This is a genomic window from Rhodopseudomonas rhenobacensis (genome assembly GCF_014203125.1).
GTDB lineage: Bacteria > Pseudomonadota > Alphaproteobacteria > Rhizobiales > Xanthobacteraceae > Rhodopseudomonas_A > Rhodopseudomonas_A rhenobacensis.
Window position 1 is genome coordinate 130,588 of the sequence record NZ_JACHIH010000007.1, and the last position, 16,069, is coordinate 146,656.

Annotated in this window: 10 protein-coding genes and 7 pseudogenes; 9 read left to right on the forward strand and 8 right to left on the reverse strand. The window is 63.3% G+C overall.

Annotation, left to right across the window (positions count from 1 at the left end; translation table 11 throughout):
* Nucleotides 1-79 precede the first annotated feature (79 nt).
* On the forward strand, nucleotides 80-277 hold the full coding sequence (locus HNR60_RS08535) for a hypothetical protein (RefSeq protein ID WP_184256371.1): 198 nt from the start codon (nucleotides 80-82) through the stop codon (nucleotides 275-277).
* Between the two features lie 10 nt (nucleotides 278-287).
* Here the strand turns inward: HNR60_RS08535 and HNR60_RS08540 are convergent, their stop codons facing one another.
* The 5 genes and pseudogenes from HNR60_RS08540 to HNR60_RS24120 all read right to left on the reverse strand — a co-directional run bounded on the left by HNR60_RS08540 (nucleotide 288) and on the right by HNR60_RS24120 (nucleotide 5,058).
* Nucleotides 288-959 carry a hypothetical protein gene (locus tag HNR60_RS08540; RefSeq protein WP_184256373.1) on the reverse strand — a complete coding sequence of 224 codons (672 nt, stop codon included), beginning with the start codon at nucleotides 957-959 and terminating at the stop codon, nucleotides 288-290.
* An 11-nt stretch (nucleotides 960-970) separates the two neighbouring features.
* Nucleotides 971-1,510, reverse strand: coding sequence for a hypothetical protein (locus HNR60_RS08545; protein WP_184256375.1), 540 nt, complete (start codon nucleotides 1,508-1,510; stop codon nucleotides 971-973).
* 228 nt (nucleotides 1,511-1,738) lie between these two features.
* On the reverse strand, nucleotides 1,739-3,307 hold the full coding sequence (locus HNR60_RS08550) for a hypothetical protein (RefSeq protein WP_184256377.1): 1,569 nt from the start codon (nucleotides 3,305-3,307) through the stop codon (nucleotides 1,739-1,741).
* Between the two features lie 100 nt (nucleotides 3,308-3,407).
* Nucleotides 3,408-4,130, reverse strand: a complete 723-nt coding sequence (locus HNR60_RS24115; protein WP_246432864.1) for a hypothetical protein — start codon at nucleotides 4,128-4,130, stop codon at nucleotides 3,408-3,410.
* A pseudogene (locus HNR60_RS24120) lies at nucleotides 4,127-5,058 on the reverse strand (recombinase family protein). Before HNR60_RS24120 ends, HNR60_RS24115 begins: the two are co-directional and overlap by 4 nt.
* Nucleotides 5,059-5,427: 369 nt before the next feature.
* Here HNR60_RS24120 and HNR60_RS08560 point away from each other — a divergent pair.
* Nucleotides 5,428-6,644, forward strand: a pseudogene (locus HNR60_RS08560) (IS256 family transposase).
* A gap of 42 nt (nucleotides 6,645-6,686) precedes the next feature.
* On the opposite strand, the gene HNR60_RS24125 reads toward HNR60_RS08560, so the two are convergent.
* A complete protein-coding gene (locus HNR60_RS24125) occupies nucleotides 6,687-6,872 on the reverse strand; it encodes a hypothetical protein (RefSeq protein ID WP_246432865.1) in 186 nt (61 codons plus the stop codon).
* Between the two features lie 29 nt (nucleotides 6,873-6,901).
* Here HNR60_RS24125 and HNR60_RS24130 point away from each other — a divergent pair, with 29 nt between their 5' ends.
* Nucleotides 6,902-7,222 carry a hypothetical protein gene (locus tag HNR60_RS24130; protein WP_246432866.1) on the forward strand — a complete coding sequence of 107 codons (321 nt, stop codon included), beginning with the start codon at nucleotides 6,902-6,904 and terminating at the stop codon, nucleotides 7,220-7,222.
* Nucleotides 7,223-7,616: 394 nt separating this feature from the next.
* On the opposite strand, the pseudogene traA reads toward HNR60_RS24130, so the two are convergent.
* Nucleotides 7,617-10,004 (reverse strand): annotated as a pseudogene (gene traA / locus HNR60_RS08570) (Ti-type conjugative transfer relaxase TraA); the annotation flags it as partial.
* 171 nt (nucleotides 10,005-10,175) lie between these two features.
* Here traA and HNR60_RS08575 point away from each other — a divergent pair.
* Both HNR60_RS08575 and HNR60_RS08580 read left to right on the forward strand, forming a co-directional pair.
* Nucleotides 10,176-10,502 carry a conjugal transfer protein TraD gene (locus HNR60_RS08575; RefSeq protein WP_184256405.1) on the forward strand — a complete coding sequence of 109 codons (327 nt, stop codon included), beginning with the start codon at nucleotides 10,176-10,178 and terminating at the stop codon, nucleotides 10,500-10,502.
* A 1-nt stretch (nucleotide 10,503) separates the two neighbouring features.
* Complete coding sequence (locus HNR60_RS08580) at nucleotides 10,504-10,773, forward strand: conjugal transfer protein TraD (RefSeq protein WP_184256379.1); 270 nt, start codon at nucleotides 10,504-10,506, stop codon at nucleotides 10,771-10,773.
* A 479-nt stretch (nucleotides 10,774-11,252) separates the two neighbouring features.
* Here HNR60_RS08580 and HNR60_RS24460 read toward each other — a convergent pair.
* Nucleotides 11,253-11,414 (reverse strand): annotated as a pseudogene (locus HNR60_RS24460) (haloacid dehalogenase type II); the annotation flags it as partial.
* 186 nt (nucleotides 11,415-11,600) lie between these two features.
* Between HNR60_RS24460 and HNR60_RS08585 the strand changes: the two are divergent.
* The 4 genes and pseudogenes from HNR60_RS08585 to HNR60_RS08600 form a co-directional block, all read left to right on the forward strand.
* A pseudogene (locus HNR60_RS08585) lies at nucleotides 11,601-12,086 on the forward strand (Mu transposase domain-containing protein); the annotation flags it as partial.
* Nucleotides 12,087-12,102: 16 nt separating this feature from the next.
* Nucleotides 12,103-12,336, forward strand: a pseudogene (locus HNR60_RS08590) (ATP-binding protein); the annotation flags it as partial.
* A 241-nt stretch (nucleotides 12,337-12,577) separates the two neighbouring features.
* Entirely contained in the window at nucleotides 12,578-14,242 is a 1,665-nt protein-coding gene (locus HNR60_RS08595; protein WP_184256383.1) for a PAS domain-containing protein, read from the forward strand.
* Nucleotides 14,243-14,897: 655 nt separating this feature from the next.
* Nucleotides 14,898-16,069 (forward strand): annotated as a pseudogene (locus HNR60_RS08600) (hypothetical protein); the annotation flags it as partial.

The following is a 16,069-nucleotide window of genomic DNA, read 5'->3' on the forward strand; positions in this document are numbered from 1 at the left end:
AAGTTCAAAATATTCAGTCATCCTAGTTCTCCATCATGAGTCCGCTTGCCTTCCGCCGGCGCCTGCGTAGGATGCCGGAATGGAGATCGACCGCCGAGCCGAGAAAGAAGCCGCCCGTCGCGATGACGAGGCGCGCATGGCGCGTGGCGAGGTCGTCGACAACGGCTTTTTCAGCGTGCTCGACCGATCGAAAGCGAGGCTGCTAACTCGCCGACGTCGCGCGAAACTCGATTGCGCGGATGAGACAGCCCCGGTGGCGGGGTCGAAGCAACGATAGGCCATGGTGGTCAGCATGGCGGCCGGTTCTTCACGCTATCGATCGTGATCTTGACCGTGGCGCCGCCCTCGACGTCTTCGACTCGATTGAGCACAACGGCACGCGGGCCGGTGATTTTGCTGCCAAGGATCGCTCGGGCGCGCTCAGTGAGAATTTCCTGGATCTCGGATCTGCTGAACACGACTTCGAATGTTTTGTAGATTGCGGGCATCACTGCCTCCTGAATTCTTAATCCTGATTTTGACCACCGGCGCCGGCGGCGGCTTCTCGCCGCTGCCGGTGGTCGGAGGGGGCGGAGCGCGCCGCTGTTGCCGGTGTAGCCTCCAGCCACCTTGCGAGGCCTGGGACTGAAAACGACGTCTGCGAACCACATGTCAGACGGGTCGCTTTGATATCTGATTTTCTGCACTCGATATCGCGTATGACCATTCCCGCATGCGAGAATGATGTAGTCGCCATCACGGATTCCCGAACCCCACCCCGACATCCGACCACGCATCCCGTTTTCGATAGGATCGAACGTGTAGTCGTGCGACCAATATCTGCGCGTGTAGTCGTGGGTTTTCGCGGAGGCATCCTTGGATGCCTCGCACGATCTGATGTAGGCCCGTCCGAACGTGATGAGAGCGACGATTCCGATCACGGTGAAAACGCCCTGCATGAAGTGAGTGACGGCTTCCATGCTCGCCTCCCTCACGCCGCGCGTTCGGCGGCGCGGTCGCGCTTCGCCGGCTCGACGTAGACGGCGGCGAATGACCACGGCGTCTGCTCGGCGGCCGCCTTGGCCGCCTTCAGAGCAACCTCGGCGTCGAGCACCCTGCGCTCGGCGTCGTTGAGCGCGCTACTGGCGTCCTGGGCCGCTTTCGCCGCGGCGGCGAGGCGGTCTGCGGTGGCGTCGTCGGCGGTGAACGAGAATGGCTCGCCGAACAGGTGGAGTGTGACCGAGCGGGTAGGGGCGGGCGGCTGGGAGGTGCAGGAGGGGGCAGGCTTGTTCGACTTCCAGACCACGGCAATGCCGGCGCGAGCGAGGTCTGCCAGGACGGCACTCTCGGCTTCGAACCCGGCGATGCTGGCGTATGCTTGGTCGATGCTTGAGATCGCGTTGCTGACCGACTCCATCGATCCATCGAGCATCTGGAGCCGGCGACGGGCCGTGATCAGGTCGCTCATGACAATCTCGGCGATCGCGTTCACGTCGAAATCGCTGACGCTATTTCCGGTGTTTTCGGTCATCGGGTGCCTCCGAGGTCAGACCGTTTTAGACCACTGCTGCGGTCAGATAAGGTTAGCAACCACGCAGGAGTCGCGACTGTCAATAAGTGTCGGTCGCGCGTCGTGAATTAGGCAACATCAATGCGATGTTACTGAAAACTCGCGGGAAGTAATTCACGTTTTACTTCCAAATATGCCCCGTCACGCGCGCGATTTCGCGGACGGATATACTGTAAATCAGCGAACTTATTACCACGGCCGCGGCGGCAGCTTGACCATCGGCGGTACCTTGCCGACGGGCTCCGGCAGGCGCCCGCCGGCCTTCTCGAACGCCGCCATGACGGCGTTGGTCCACGCCGCCATGGCCCGAGTCTTCAGCGGCATTTTCTGCGACGCGTTGTAGAATTTCTCGGTCGTCCGCGCCGCTGCTTCGGGATCGTGGACGTCGTATTCGCCGGCGTGACCGAGCAGCGCGCTGGACGCCGCCGCGGGCAAGCCTGTGCCCTCATCGAGGTATCGCGCCGCCGCCGCCCGGATCGTGTGCAGCGAGAACTCGGGGATGCCGGCCAGGTGGTCGGTGCCGCCGGCCTCACCGCCGCGCTTACCCCGCATGCGCGCGAGGTGGTTGGCGAGCGAATAGGGATTCGTCGGGATGTCGACCATGCCTACGCGGTCAGAGATCTCGCGCGGCTGCCTCTGCGTCGATGCGAAAACCCACTGCGACGGCGCCGTCCACGCCCCTGTGACGGCAGCCGACCAGTCGGCCATCGAGATCCACAAAATGCGCAGGCCGATCGGCGGCACCGGCAACATGTACCCCTGGCGGGCCTTCATCGCGTCCTCGGTCCAGAGCGCGGTGCCCCATCCAGGCGCCTCGTTGCGTGCGTCCGACCACTCGATCCCGGCGCGCTGCAGCCGCGTCGTTGAGCCGCGGCGGGCCGCGGTTAGCGCCGTCCACCAGAGCCCGCAGCGGACGCCGGGCGAGACCTTGTCGCGGCCCTTCCTGTCGGAGCAGAACGCTTCGTGGCGCGCGAGCATCTCGCCGACGTGCTCGACGCCGAACGAGGCCTTGCGCCTGGCCAGCTTCGACCGCGACGCCGACAGCGTAGCGATTTCCTCGGGCTCGAGGTCGGGCGGTCGGACGTCGTTCCACCATGCCGATCCGTTCAATCCGCTTCGGTGGGTGTTCGACAGAGACCAGGTGAGCGCCGACTTCGCATAGGCAAGGAATTTCGCCCGGGCCCGGCGGTGCTCGATGCCGCGGACGGCGGCGCCGAGCTTGGCGGCGTCGATCGCGTCGAGCCGCAGCGTCTGCAGCGGCGCCAGCGACGGCCGCTTGTCCGGATCGAACGCGCCGTCGCGGCCGACGCCGAATGAGCGGCGGACGTCGTCCTGCGTGTCCTTCGACGGCGCCTTGATGCGCTCGCCGACCATGCGCGGGCCGGAGAGGTTGGCCATCCTGGCGGTGACCATCTCGGCCCAAGTCCAGCAGATGGGTTGTGCTGCAGGACCGGAAACGGTATCCGACTCTGGGGACCGGGGCGGTCTAGCCGAGATCTCTACAAGGATTCGCGCCGCCGCCTCGCGGGCCGCCCTCGGGTTGACGTGGTCGCCTTTATAGCCTCGGCCGGCGCGACCGATCATGCGAGTGAAGGACCGTGTCTTGACGAACCAGACGACCGCCTTTCCGCGACGCTCGAGGATGAGAGAGCGCTGCTCGGTGTCGCGCCAGATGTCGCGCCCGGGTAGCCCGGCGTCGGCGGCGTCGAGCGCTTCGTTGATGATGTCTCCGTCGATCTTCACGCGCTCGCGCTTCACAGTTTGCACCACGTTTGCACCACGAATTCGCTTTCCTACGACGACGAGGCGTCGACGGATAGCGCAAATGGAGGGCATTTCGGCGCGAAAGTGGTTAATTTCACCGGGATTTGTGGCTGATCCTCCGGAGACCGGGCATCATAATCCTGGGGTCGGGGGTTCGAGTCCCTCTCCCGCTACCACTGATCCCCCCTCCCTCAGAACGGCTCGGGAACAAGTCCGAATTCGTCAGTTGTGCCAGTCGTCCCTGCACTTCGATGTTGAAGCCCCGGCCGTGCGGTTCGGCGTGGATGATGACTCCGGCCACCAGCCGCCGCAACGCTTCGATCAATTCCGCCGATTCCACGAAGTCGCTGTGCTCGGCCGCAAGGTCGGCCAGTCTTTCGACATCGGCGCGGTATTGCTCGATCGTAGCTGGATGCAATGTGACGATATCGGCTTCGTTGGCGCATTTCAGCTTGCCGTCTATGTCGGCGCGCTCGATTTCAAGCGCCTTGATCCTCGGTACCAAGGTGGCGAGATCGACACCTTGGGTTATCGCGTCGATCAGGCGCTCAAGTTCGCGTGAGACCTCGGCATTGCGACGTGTCAGCTTGCTCATCTGGTCGCAGGCCTCGCGTGCAAGGCGTCGCCGCTCGTCGTTGTAGGCCTTGATGTATTCAGTAATCGCAATCGGATTGGACAGCTCGTCTTTCAGTCCCGCAAACACGGCCGCTTCAACGGCGTCGCGGTTGACCTTGCGGCTGTTGGTGCAGGCCCCACTCTCCCTGTAGGTGCCACATTGCAGCCGCGCCGACCGCTTGCGATTGCCGATCGAAATCATTCCGCCGCCGCAGGATCCACATCGCAGCAAGCCCGAAAGCGGACGCCGTGGTGCGCGGGATGAGTCGCGCCGAGGTGCGAGCGCTTCAGCTTAATGGCTTGCGCCGCGTTCCAGGTCACATCATCGATGATGCGCAGTTGCGGCGCCTCGGTAATTCGATGTTGCTCCTTCGGATTAATTCGCGAGATCCGTTTGCCCGTGGTCGGATCCTTGACCATCCGCACCTTGTTCCAGACGATACGGCCGGATAAAGCTCATTGAGCAGCATGCCGTGACCGCGCGCGTTGTTGCCCTTGATTGTAGAAGCGTTCCACCTCGTACCGCGTGGCGCCGCGATGCGATCAGCATTGAGTTCAGCAGCAATGGCGCGCGGCGTTACGCCGGCAACAAAGCGCGCAAAGATTCGCTGCACGATCTTGGCTTGCGCGTCGTCTATGACGAGCTCGCCCGGCGAACCCGGGACGATGGAATAGCCATACGCGCGTCCGCCGGCGTGGCGGCCGTCGCGGATCACGCCCTCCAGTCCGCGCCGTACGTGTAGCGCCAGGTTCTCGAGATACATTCCGCCCATCAATGCCCGCAGCGCGCCATCGATTTTGGTCACTTTCCCGGGCGCGGTGTGGATGGTGATGCCGAGAAAGTCGAGCTCCTTGCGAGCAGCGTGATAATCGGCCTGGTCGCGAAAAATGCGATCCATATCTTCGGCAACGACGACGTCGAACAGCCTTGCCGCCGCAGCGCGCATCAGCGCGATAAAGCCGGGACGATTCTTTGCAGACGATGCGGACACAGCGCGGTCTTCGAAGGTCAACACCACCGTCATGCCATTGCGAGCGCAGACCTCGCGGCAGAACGCGATCTGGTCGTCGACCGATTTATCGTTTTGCAGGTCGCTCGAAAAACGAGCGTAGATGGCGACGCGGATCATGGCCTTGGCTCGCTCGCGCGGGCTTGAAGTAATCGGCGCGCGATTTCTGCTTCATGATCTAACCGGGCTCTCAGTTTGGCGAGTGCCCTGACCACGGCAAGAACGTCCTCCCCGGGCGGAATCTCCGGTCTTTGTGGTTTAACCGCCGGTGGCATCGCTCGAAACCATAGCGAAAATAGCACCAATCGCCGCTGAGGATGGCCTGGTGGTTGGTCGTGTCCCGCCAAGTGGTGTAGCTCGGTAGAGCAAAGCCGCCCGCACGCGCGCCTTCAACTGGCGCCGTAGCGGGCGGGCGGCTTTGCGGCGGTCATCGGCGATTTCTTAGGTCAGATCGGGTTGCGACACACCAACGCAACCGAGGAACCACCGATGACCGACGACATGATGAACCTGCGCTCGCTCGTGGAGAAGACTCCCGACGCCGATTTGCTGCGCGAGATGATCGGCTTTGCCGCCCAGCGGCTAATGGAGATGGAGGTCGGCAGCCTGACCGGCGCCGGCTATGGCGAGAAGACCCCCGAGCGACTGGCGCAGCGCAACGGCTATCGCGACCGCGACTGGGAGACCCGCGCCGGCACCGTCGAACTGCGGATCCCGAAGCTGCGCAAGGGCAGCTATTTTCCGGGCTTTCTGGAGCCGCGGCGGATGGCCGAGAAGGCACTCACCGCGGTGATCCAGGAGGCCTATGTGCATGGCGTCTCGACCCGCTCGGTCGACGATCTGGTCAAGGCGATGGGGATGAGCGGCATCTCCAAGAGCCAGGTGTCGCGGCTGTGCGAGGAGATCGACGACAAGGTGAAGGCGTTTCTTGGCCGGCCGATCGAGGGCGACTGGCTGTATCTGTGGATCGACGCCACCTACGTCAAAGTGCGCCAGGCTGGACGCATCGTCTCGGTCGCGGTGATCCCCGGGTCAAGCCCGAGGACCGCGGTCGGCGTCAACAGCGACGGCCGCCGCGAGATTCTCGGGCTCGATATCGGCCCTCCGAGGCCGAGACGTTCTGGACCGCGCTCCTGCGCAAGCTCGCCCGCCGCGGCCTGCGCGGCGTCAAGCTGGTGATCTCCGACGCCCACGAAGGCATCAAGGCCGCGGTCAGCAAGGTCTTCAACGCCACCTGGCAACGCTGCCGCGTGCACTTCATGCGCAACGTGCTGGCCCATGCCGGCAAGAGCGGACGTCGCGTCGTCTCCGCCTTCATCGGCACGGCGTTTGCGCAGGATGACGCTGAATCCGCGCGAACCCAATGGCGGCGGGTCGCCGACCAACTGCGGCCGAAGCTGCCGAAGCTCGCGGCCTTCCTCGACGACGCCGAAGTGGACGTGCTGGCCTATATGAGCTTCCCACCGGCGCATCGCACCAAGCTGCACTCGACCAATCCGATCGAGCGTCTCAACGGCGAAATCAAGCGACGCACCGAGGTGGTCGGGATCTTCCCCAACGAAGATGCCATCGTCCGTCTGGTCGGCGCCATCCTGCTCGAACAGAACGACGAATGGGCGGTGCAGCGCGCCCGCTACATGACGCTGGAAACCATCGCCCCGATCGGCGATGATCCCGCCGTCAGCCTACCGGCATTCGCCAGCTGACCGGCCCGGACCAACCCGGCAGTCGCGGTGACCCGCCGCCAGCTACACCACGCCACGGGGCACGATCTGGTGGTTGGTCACCAGAAGGTCCGTCTCGTCGTTGCCGATCCAAGTGATGCCGATCAGCCAGCTACCTTTCCAGCGCGCCAACGGCACTCGCCGTAGGGAGAAAATGGCGGGGAGTTCGGGGGCGAGATCGAAGCGCCGCGAGTTGATCGGCGTCTTCACCGTCAGTCGAAGAGCCTCTACACTGTCAGTTGAAGAAAGCGGCGCTCCTGCTTGGCGCAGCTGCCGCATTGGCCGGCGCGGGAGGGATTGCCGGAGCTTACGCGCTGGGTCTGCGCCAGCGCGGCATCGATCCGTGCGACGATATCGCCGACGCGCCGGTTCTTGTTCCACGGCCGATGAAGCGGCGAAGCGGGTTTAAGATCCTGAAGCTGAACTACGCGAATGGCAGCCATCCGCTCAGACTGCCGCAGCAAGCATATTCACAAAAGGGCGGCTTGCCTTGCATCGTAGAAACGGAATGCTTAGCGCATCAATCGGCGGGTTGGTCCTATAATGCGACCTTCTGCTGATGCGGCAGATATGAGCTGCTGCCGGTTTGATGAACACCCGGTTAAGCTAATCCCACCTTGCGGGACGGAGTCAACGGGTCCGGGTTCAGTTGCCGTCGCCGCGGAGCGAGCGGATCGGGGTCGCCGACCGTTACAAGAACCCATCGCCCTTGCGGGTTTCCGTGGTAATTGTCGCACGACGCAGGGGGAGCCTATGGACATCAACGACCCGCGCTTGGAGGAAGCGCACAAGAACATGGTCGAGCGCGTCGAAAAGTACGACGAGCGGATCGTGACCGTTTTGAAATGTCACCTCACGGCAGAGCAGGCACTGGACGATTTACTCGGATCAGCGTCGAGGCAATGGAAGCGCCGTTCCTTCGCCGGCAAAATCGATGTGGTGGAAAAGCTTTTCTTGCCGGAGCTCGATCCGCCGATGTGGGCTGTGTTCGCCATCCGAGCCGGGCACATCTTCAGAAGAGCGAAGGCCGTCAAACATACCGCGTAGCTTCTCCGGCACGAGTTTCTGGACGATTTCGGCGACACGCTCGCGGAAAGTGATGCCGCGCCGCTCGGCGTAGCCCTGCACCGGACCGGCGCGATCGTAATCCGACGCCATGTCCTTGGCTCGGTCGCGCGACAGGGTGCGGATCAGCCGGTCCTGACCGGCGAAGTCATTATGGCCATAATGCAGGTCCGTGCCGTCGCGATGCCGCGACAGGGCGACATAGCTGCTATGGGCGTCCATGCCCGGCGTCGCCAGCACATGGGTGCGGTCCACCGTCATGCCCTGAGCCTTGTGGATGGTCGCGGCATAGCCGTGATCGATGCGGTTGTAATCCTTCAGGTCGAACGAGACGTTGCGCCCGTCGTCGGTGCGCACCGACATGGATTGCTGACTGACATGCTCGATGGTGCCGAGCGTGCCGTTCTTCACGCCGAGACTGCGTTCGTTTTGCAGGAACATGACGAGATCCCCAGTAGCGAAGCTGCGCGCGCCGCGTTCGACCGTGACACGCACATCCTCACCGAGATCGCCCGCTGCCCGCATCCACTCTCGCGCCCCCTCGTTGAGCGCGCGCACCTCGTCGTTGGTATGGGTGAGGATGATGCGGCTGCGGTCCGGTGATGCCTGCCGGTCGCGGTCCCAGCGGTCGATCAGAGTCTTGCGCGCGTCCTCCCGTGTCGGGGCGGCATGCACCATGCCGTTTTTGTCGTAAGCCTGGATTGCTGCGCCTGTCTTGCCGGTCGCCAGGGCGCGCGTGGCGTCGCGCTGCCAATCCTCGCGTTGACGGCGCACTTCGCCGATCTCGACGCCGCCGTGGCGCTCATGAATCGACCGGAACGCCGCGCCGGCTTCTATTGCTTGCAACTGCTGCGGATCGCCGACCAGCACGACCTTTGCGCCAGCCTCGGCGGCATGGGACAGCACGCGCTCCAATTGGCGCGTGCCGACCATGCCGGCCTCGTCGATCACCAACACATCGCGCGCGCTGAGCAGGTCGCGGCCCTGTCCCCAGCCATGTTCCATGCTGGCGATGGTGCGGGAGGATATGCCCGATCCGCTTTCGAGGTTTTCCGCCGCGATGCCGGACAGCGCCGCGCCCCGGACGTCGTAACCCGCCGCCTCCCATGCCTCCCGCGCGACGCCCAGCATCGCGCTCTTGCCCGTTCCGGCATGGCCGACCACGATCCCGAGATCGCGCCCGTCCGTGACATGCACCAACGCGTCGGCCTGCTCGCCGGACAGGACAAGGCCGCGCTGTTCGGAGCGAGCCAAAGCAGCTTCGCGATCCGCGTCCTCCACGGCAGGGCGTTCCCGCTCGGCCATGAGTTCGGCAGCGCGGTGCAGGCGCTGTTCGGCCTCGATCATGTCGCGGGTGGTGAAGCGGTCCTCGCCGCGACCGTCCTGTCCGAGTTCGACCAGATCCGGTGCGCTGCGCATCGCGCCCATCGCTGCGTTGAACTGGTCGATCCCGTCGCTGTGCCGGTGCGCGAACTTTGCCATGTCGCGCGGCGTGAAGGTCGATTGCTGATGCGTGATCGCGTCCAGTGCGATGGAAGGATCGGCAAGAATGCGCTCGCCGTTGCCGCGCGCGATCTCGCGGTGCATCTCCGCGCGGTCGGCGGCCTCCACCCCTTCGCCTTCGATCCGCTGTGCGGATGCGCCGATCTGGCTTTGCGGCTCCAGCGCGATGCCCTGCGCCTCAAAGCTGCGATGGTCGATGCGCGCGTCGATGTCGAGTTCGGCCAGACGTTCGTTGGCGAGCTCGGCCCAACGTTCGCGCCAGCGCTCGACCATCTCCGTACGGTTCCAATCCCGCACCTTCAGGCCGAAGCCATTCTCGTCCCCGTTGACGTTGATTTGCCGCATCGTCAGCATGACGTGGGCATGAGGCTTGGGCATGCCGTCCTCGCCCATATCCCAATGCACATTGAGATCGGCGATCATGCCCCGATCGACGAACTCCGACTGCGCGAAGTCGCGGGCCAATTCGATGCCTTGCGCCTGCGTCATCTCCCGCGGAATGGCGAACTCCACCTCGCGGGCAAGCTGCGCATCCTTGCGGACCTCGAAGGCTTCGACATCGTTCCAGAGTCGTTCGCGGTCGCTCCATGCCTCCGGCGCGTTCTCCGGCAGCATCACCTCGGAATGGACTACGCCGCGCTTTGCGGAAAAGTCATGGCTGCGCTCAAGCCGTTCGTCGCGCAGCCGCGAGCCCGAGCGGTAGGCGGCCGACGCTACCGCGCTTGAACCCGACTTGCGGCCAATGATTTTGACGTGAAGATGATAGATCGCCATCGCGATCAGATCATTGCCACGGCGAAGCGCACGTCGGAACGACGTATAAGCGCGCCCTCCCTCGAAAAAATCTCGGACGGGACTACGCCGTCTCAAACCGTCCCGGCGACCTTACAGCATTGTGCAAGTCGCTCAACTATCATCGCTCCATCAATATTGCTGGAGGACATGATGCGCAAGCCGCGGGATTTCGACGGGGAACTGAAAGCACTTCAGGACAAGACGCGAGAACTGAAGACTCGCAAGGTGCAGCAACTTGGCGAACTGGTGATCGCCACCGGGGCTGACGCACTCAGCGCCGACGAACTGGCCGGCGCACTGATCGTGCTGGCCGAGACGAAGGAAGCCGGAAGGAGGGAGGCCTGGGCCAAGCGCGGAGCCGCGTTCTTTCAAAGCCGGGCGCGGCGAAGTGCATCGACGACTGACCGAGACACAGGCGGCACTCCGGCGCAACCGAGCGGCGCGCAACCGGCACCAAGCCGCAAGAGCGCGCCGTGACATGCGCACCTGGCAGGTCGAACGTCGCAAGCGCACGCGACACCTGATCGAACTCGGCGGTCTCGTCGTCAAGGCCGGTATCGTGGACCTGACCGGCGATGACCGCGCTACCATCCTCGGCGCACTGCTCTGGATGGCAGACAAGCTCAAAAGCGATCAAGGCAAACAAGCGCGAGCGCTCTGGGCCGCGAAGGGGAAGCAGGCGTTCGCTGTGGAACGAGCCACAGACGCGCCCACCATCTCGCAGGAAAGGCCATGGGATCGGGCTTGACTGATGGCGGACGGCGCGGAGACTCCAAATGTCGTAGCGCTGCCCGCCATCGCACGGCTTGGCACGTGTGAATCAGCACGCCGGCGTCGATCGGCACGCTAAGCTATTTGAGTCAATTTGCGGTGGTCACTCTCGGGGCTTATTCACACTCAAGCGTCCTGACAGAACCTCCCCCGTGACGACCGGAGAATTCCGCCTGGGGGATATCCGATTTATTATCGCCGATTCGTCGAAGCTGCGTACGCTGGTTGACTGGAAACCGATCGTCGGGTTCGAGGATGGGATACGGGAATTGACCAGTGCAACTATAATCTCGGCGCTACCAGCCGTTTGGCTCAACTGACCGACCTTGCGGCGGTGCTTCGCATGCCGGGTCGCGTAACGCATTGCACGTGCTTGCGGCGCAATGCGATCATGGCGCCTCGCCGAGTCCCCGACACCGAACGGCGCACGGCCCGATCCAGGGGGGAAGTTAGCGAATTTACCAGCTTCGGCAGATCAGCCAGGCTCTTGATACGGTAATCGGGTTCGAGCCCAAGCTCATCCATCTGGATCCGGATTGCCCTGAACATCGTAAGCGGTGTCAAAACCGCCGTAGCGGTGCATGCCGACGCCATCGCCTCGGGCGTGACCCGCTCAATCGGTGGATCAGCACCGAAGTGTGACCCCGCAATTCCTCAGTATAAGTCGTTGATTTAATTGATAAAAATCTCATTTGGCAGGGGTCCCGATCGGCGCCGATCGGGCCCCCTGCTCAAACGAATTGTCACTCAGAAATCAGCTCCTTAGTCGGACCTACGAGAGGGGCCCACTTCGGTGCTGATTTACACTCGGTTGCGGCGAACGCGGTCGGACGCCCGGTCGAGATGCATGCCTATGCCGACCGCATCGTCATCCGCCAGGACAGCCGCATCGTGGCCGAGCATGCGCGTTGCTTCGGCCGCGGCGAGACCAGCAACGGTCCCTGGCATTATGTGCCGGTGCTGGCCCGCAAGCCGGGTGCCTTGCGCAACGGTGCGCCGTTCAAAGACTGGGTGCTGCCGGCCGCGATGGAGCGGGTGCGGCGCAAGCTCGCCGGCGTCGCTGACGGCAATCGGCAGATGGTCGACATCCTCAATGCGGTGCTGATCGACGGGCTGCCGGCGGTTGAAGCCGCCTGCGCCGAGGCCATCGAACACGGCGTTCATTCCGCCGACGTCATCCTCAACATCCTGGCGCGCCAGCGTGACCCCACGCCGCCAGCCAACATGCTCACGCCGGCCGCGCTGATACTGCGCCACGCGCCGATTGCCGATTGTGCCCGTTACGACAACTGCGGAGAACCGTCTGATGGAACGCACTCGACTGTTCGACCTGATGGGCGAGCTCAAGCTTTGCGGCATGAAGGTCGCCGGAGCCTGTCCTGGGGCGGGCGAAGCCCGACCCGGGGACGAGATCATGACCACGGCGGTCAAGCGTCAGCATGAACCTCAACGTATCGTCGGCGATCTGCTCAGCGCCGAGATCAACGAGAAGCACGCCCGCTCGATCAAATACCAACTCACCATCGCCAAGTTGCCGCTCGACTGTCGCGGACGATGCTATGTAAGAGCGTAGCTATTATTTCCCGTGGCAAGTAAGGTAACAACAATTGTTCTGAGCCGGTCTCGATCCTACCTGACTGACTTTCATCGTAGGAACACCTCGGTGAAGTACTAGTTGCGCATGGTTCCATGCTGGTGTTTACGCTTGATTAACTCTTCCATGGGACCCCTCGCAGGGTCGGCTGTCCCGCTTCGGCTACCGCCACCTAAGGGAGTGCGAAGTGTTCAAGTTTTACAGCAAGAAAGTGAAGCGCGCTCTGGCAGAGGTCGAGGCACTCGACTGTTTGCAGGCCGTCATCGAGTTCGACCTCGATGGTACCATCCTGAACGCCAACGAGAACCTCCTGAAGATGAGCGGCTACACGCTCGCGGAGATCAAGGGCAAGCATCACAGCATCTTCGTCAGCCCGGCCGAGCGCGAGAGCGCCCGCTATCGCGACTTCTGGAAGAGCCTGAACCGCGGCGAATTCCAGACCACGCAATACAAGCGCTTCGGCAAAGACGGCAAGGAAGTCTGGGTCCACGCCTCCTATGCGCCGCTGCGCGACGAGACCGGCAAGGTAGTCAGCTTCATCAAGTTCGCGACCGACATCACGGCGTACAAGCTTAGGACCATGGAGGACGCCGGCAAGATTGCCGCGATCAGCCGTGCCCAGGCTGTGATCGAGTTCGAGATGGACGGCACCGTCATCACCGCCAACGAGAATTTCCTGGGCGTGATGGGCTATTCGCTCGCCGAGATTCAAGGCAAGCACCACAGCATGTTCGTGACGGCCGAGGATCGCGCGAGCGCCGGCTATGCCGAATTCTGGGCGCGGCTCAACCGCGGTGAGTTCATGGCCGCCGAATACAAACGGATCGCAAAGGGCGGCGGCGAAATCTGGATTCTCGCGACCTACAACCCGATCCTCGACGAGACCGGCAAGCCGCTAAAGGTGGTGAAGTTCGCGACGGACGTCACCGCGCAGAAGATGAAGGCGGCGGACAGCGACGGCCAGCTCGCCGCGATCCAGAAGTCGCAGGCCGTGATCGAGTTCAACATGGACGGCACGATCCGTACAGCGAACCAGAACTTTCTGAATGCGATGGGTTATTCGCTCGCGGAGATCAAGGGCCAACACCACAGCATGTTCGTCGAGCTACGCGATAAGAACTCGGCCGCCTACCGCCAATTCTGGGAAGCGCTCAATCGCGGCGAATACCAGGCCGCCGAATACAAGCGGATCGCCAAGGGCGGCCGGGAGATATGGATCCAGGCCTCCTACAATCCGATCTTAGATCTCAACGGAAAGCCCTACAAGGTGGTGAAGTACGCCACCGACATCACCGCGCAAGCGATCGGCCGCAAGAAGGCGGACAATGCGCGTGGGCTCATCGAGGCGGTTGCGGCCGGCAGCGAGCAGATGAGCGCATCGATTCGCGAGATCTCCGAAACCATGGCGAAGTCGCGCGAGACCTCGAAGGGCGCGACCGCCCGGGTCGACGCTGCCGACGGCCAAGCGCAAAGGCTGAACGCGGCCGCGCAGGCGATGAGCGGCATCGTCGAGATGATCGCCGGCATTACCAGCCAGATCAATTTGCTCGCGCTCAACGCCACGATCGAATCCGCGCGCGCGGGCGAATCCGGTCGCGGCTTTGCGGTGGTCGCCTCCGAGGTGAAAAACCTCGCCGGTCAGGCCAAGCAGGCGACCGACACGATTACGTCCGAAATCGAAGCGCTGAACGCCGTCTCCAGCGGTGTCGCGAGCTCGCTGACTGCGATCAAGGCCGCGATCGCCGATGTCAACGAATTCATCGCCTCCACCGCCGCAGCGGTCGAGGAACAGAGTGCAGTGACGGCGGACATGTCGGCCAACATGCAGCGCGCATCGGCGGAACTGGCTTAGGTCCTTCGCCGCTCGTTGCGCGGGAGCTTCCTGTCGGCAGCCAATACTGGATAGTACCCGGCACGAAATGTTCTGGGCTGCGCGGCCATGCGCGGGCCGCAACTGCGGCTGCGCTCTTGTCCGCGCATCTTTGTTCCGAGGCATTCGGTCGCAGACCGTCGGAAGGGCAGCAACATCCAGGGCCATAGCGTCTCCAGGGTGATCGAGCGGCAACAAATTGGTCGCCGGCCAAACTAATCAAAATGTCCGCATCAGGCGTCCAAAACTTCTCGAAAAGTAGTTGTTCTAAAGATGCGCTCAATTGCTGCGCGGCTTGGTCTGCGAGGTCAGCAACGTCTGCTCTGCGAGCCAAGTAACTGGTGAATCTACGAGGTAAAAAGTAGCGAAAGATCAAGGGTTAATTAGCGAATGGTCGATTAACGTCGTCGCAATGACGAGACGTTCGTTCGTTTTGGCGGTTCGCTATTTTTAGAAAAGCAAACGTCACGACCGCGCCGACGGTGTGTCGCCGAACTGCACCGCAGCGCAAAAGAGGCGGACTTCTATTAAATCGGCGCCGCGTCGCGAGACATGGCGAAACTTAATCACAGAAGAAACGTAAGCCAACAGGAAGATAGAATTAGACCTCTGAGCAGGTTCACAGGAGCGCTTCGAGATGGCTGCTGAAAATCAAACGACGACGTCTATGTTGGACTCGAAATTGTACGAGGCGTTCGATCAGTTCTCCGGTCTCGGCCCGGCGGATGCCGTATCCAAGACGACAATGCCGCAGGTCAATTCGGTTCAGGATACGACGCCCAATGGATCGCGTATCTTGACCGGAGACAATCTCATCGGCGCAACGGGCTCGCTTGCTAACAGCGTTCAGACACAAACGAATCTGATTTCCCCCTCGGCTGATCCGGGCGTCGTCGCCAGCGACAGTGAATCCAGCCTGAGCACGGGCTCTCTGGGGCGCACGGCGCAGGCGCCGGTGAATCCGGAGGCCGCCGACGCCAACCTGACAGCGGCGTTCACTGCCGCGCAAGGGGCGGGTGTGGCGACAGGCGGTGTGGGTGGCGCTGCGGCAGCGCCCCAGGTGGTGGCGCCACAAGCGGCCGCGGCACCGCAAGGCGCAGCGGCGCCGGCCGCCGCTGCTCCGACAGATGCCGGCGCGGTCGCTGCGCAAGATCTCGTCGCAGCCTCTGCCGATCCGGCGACCTCCGGGATCGGCAGCGCGACTCCGGCGGGCGGTTCGATCCTCGCCGGTTCCGAGCAAGTGCAGAGTAATCCAGCGACGTCCGTGCCGACCAGCAGCGGCGGCGTGACCACCGGCGGTGGCATTATCACAACGCCGGCACCCATCGTGACCCCCGCCACCACTGCCCCGGTGACACCTGGCGGCACGCCGGACACGTCGGGAGCTACGGGCTCTGTCGTCCCGACCGGCACAACGACCGATCCGGGGTCCCCGGGGGGGGGAGGGCAAACCAATTCCACTGGCGGTTCGACCACCCCGCCGGCCGGGCCGGCGACGCCGGACACCGATATCAACGTTGCGCTCGGCGCGACCAACGTGCCGCTGCTGAACACGCTCGGCGCTGCCGTTGCGGTGCCGCTCGATCCGGTGGAGACGCTGCTCGGGCGCGATATCGACATCGATGTCGGCGCTGCGATCGATCTGGCGCCGGTGACCGGGACCGTGGCCAATATCGGCAACGGCCTCGGCGATGTTGTCGGCAACCTCGGCAACCTCGTCGGCGGCAATCTCGCGAACACCCCGCCGGCCGGGCCGTCGCCGTCGGACACCGACCTCAACGTTGCGCTCGGCGCGACCAACGTGCCGTT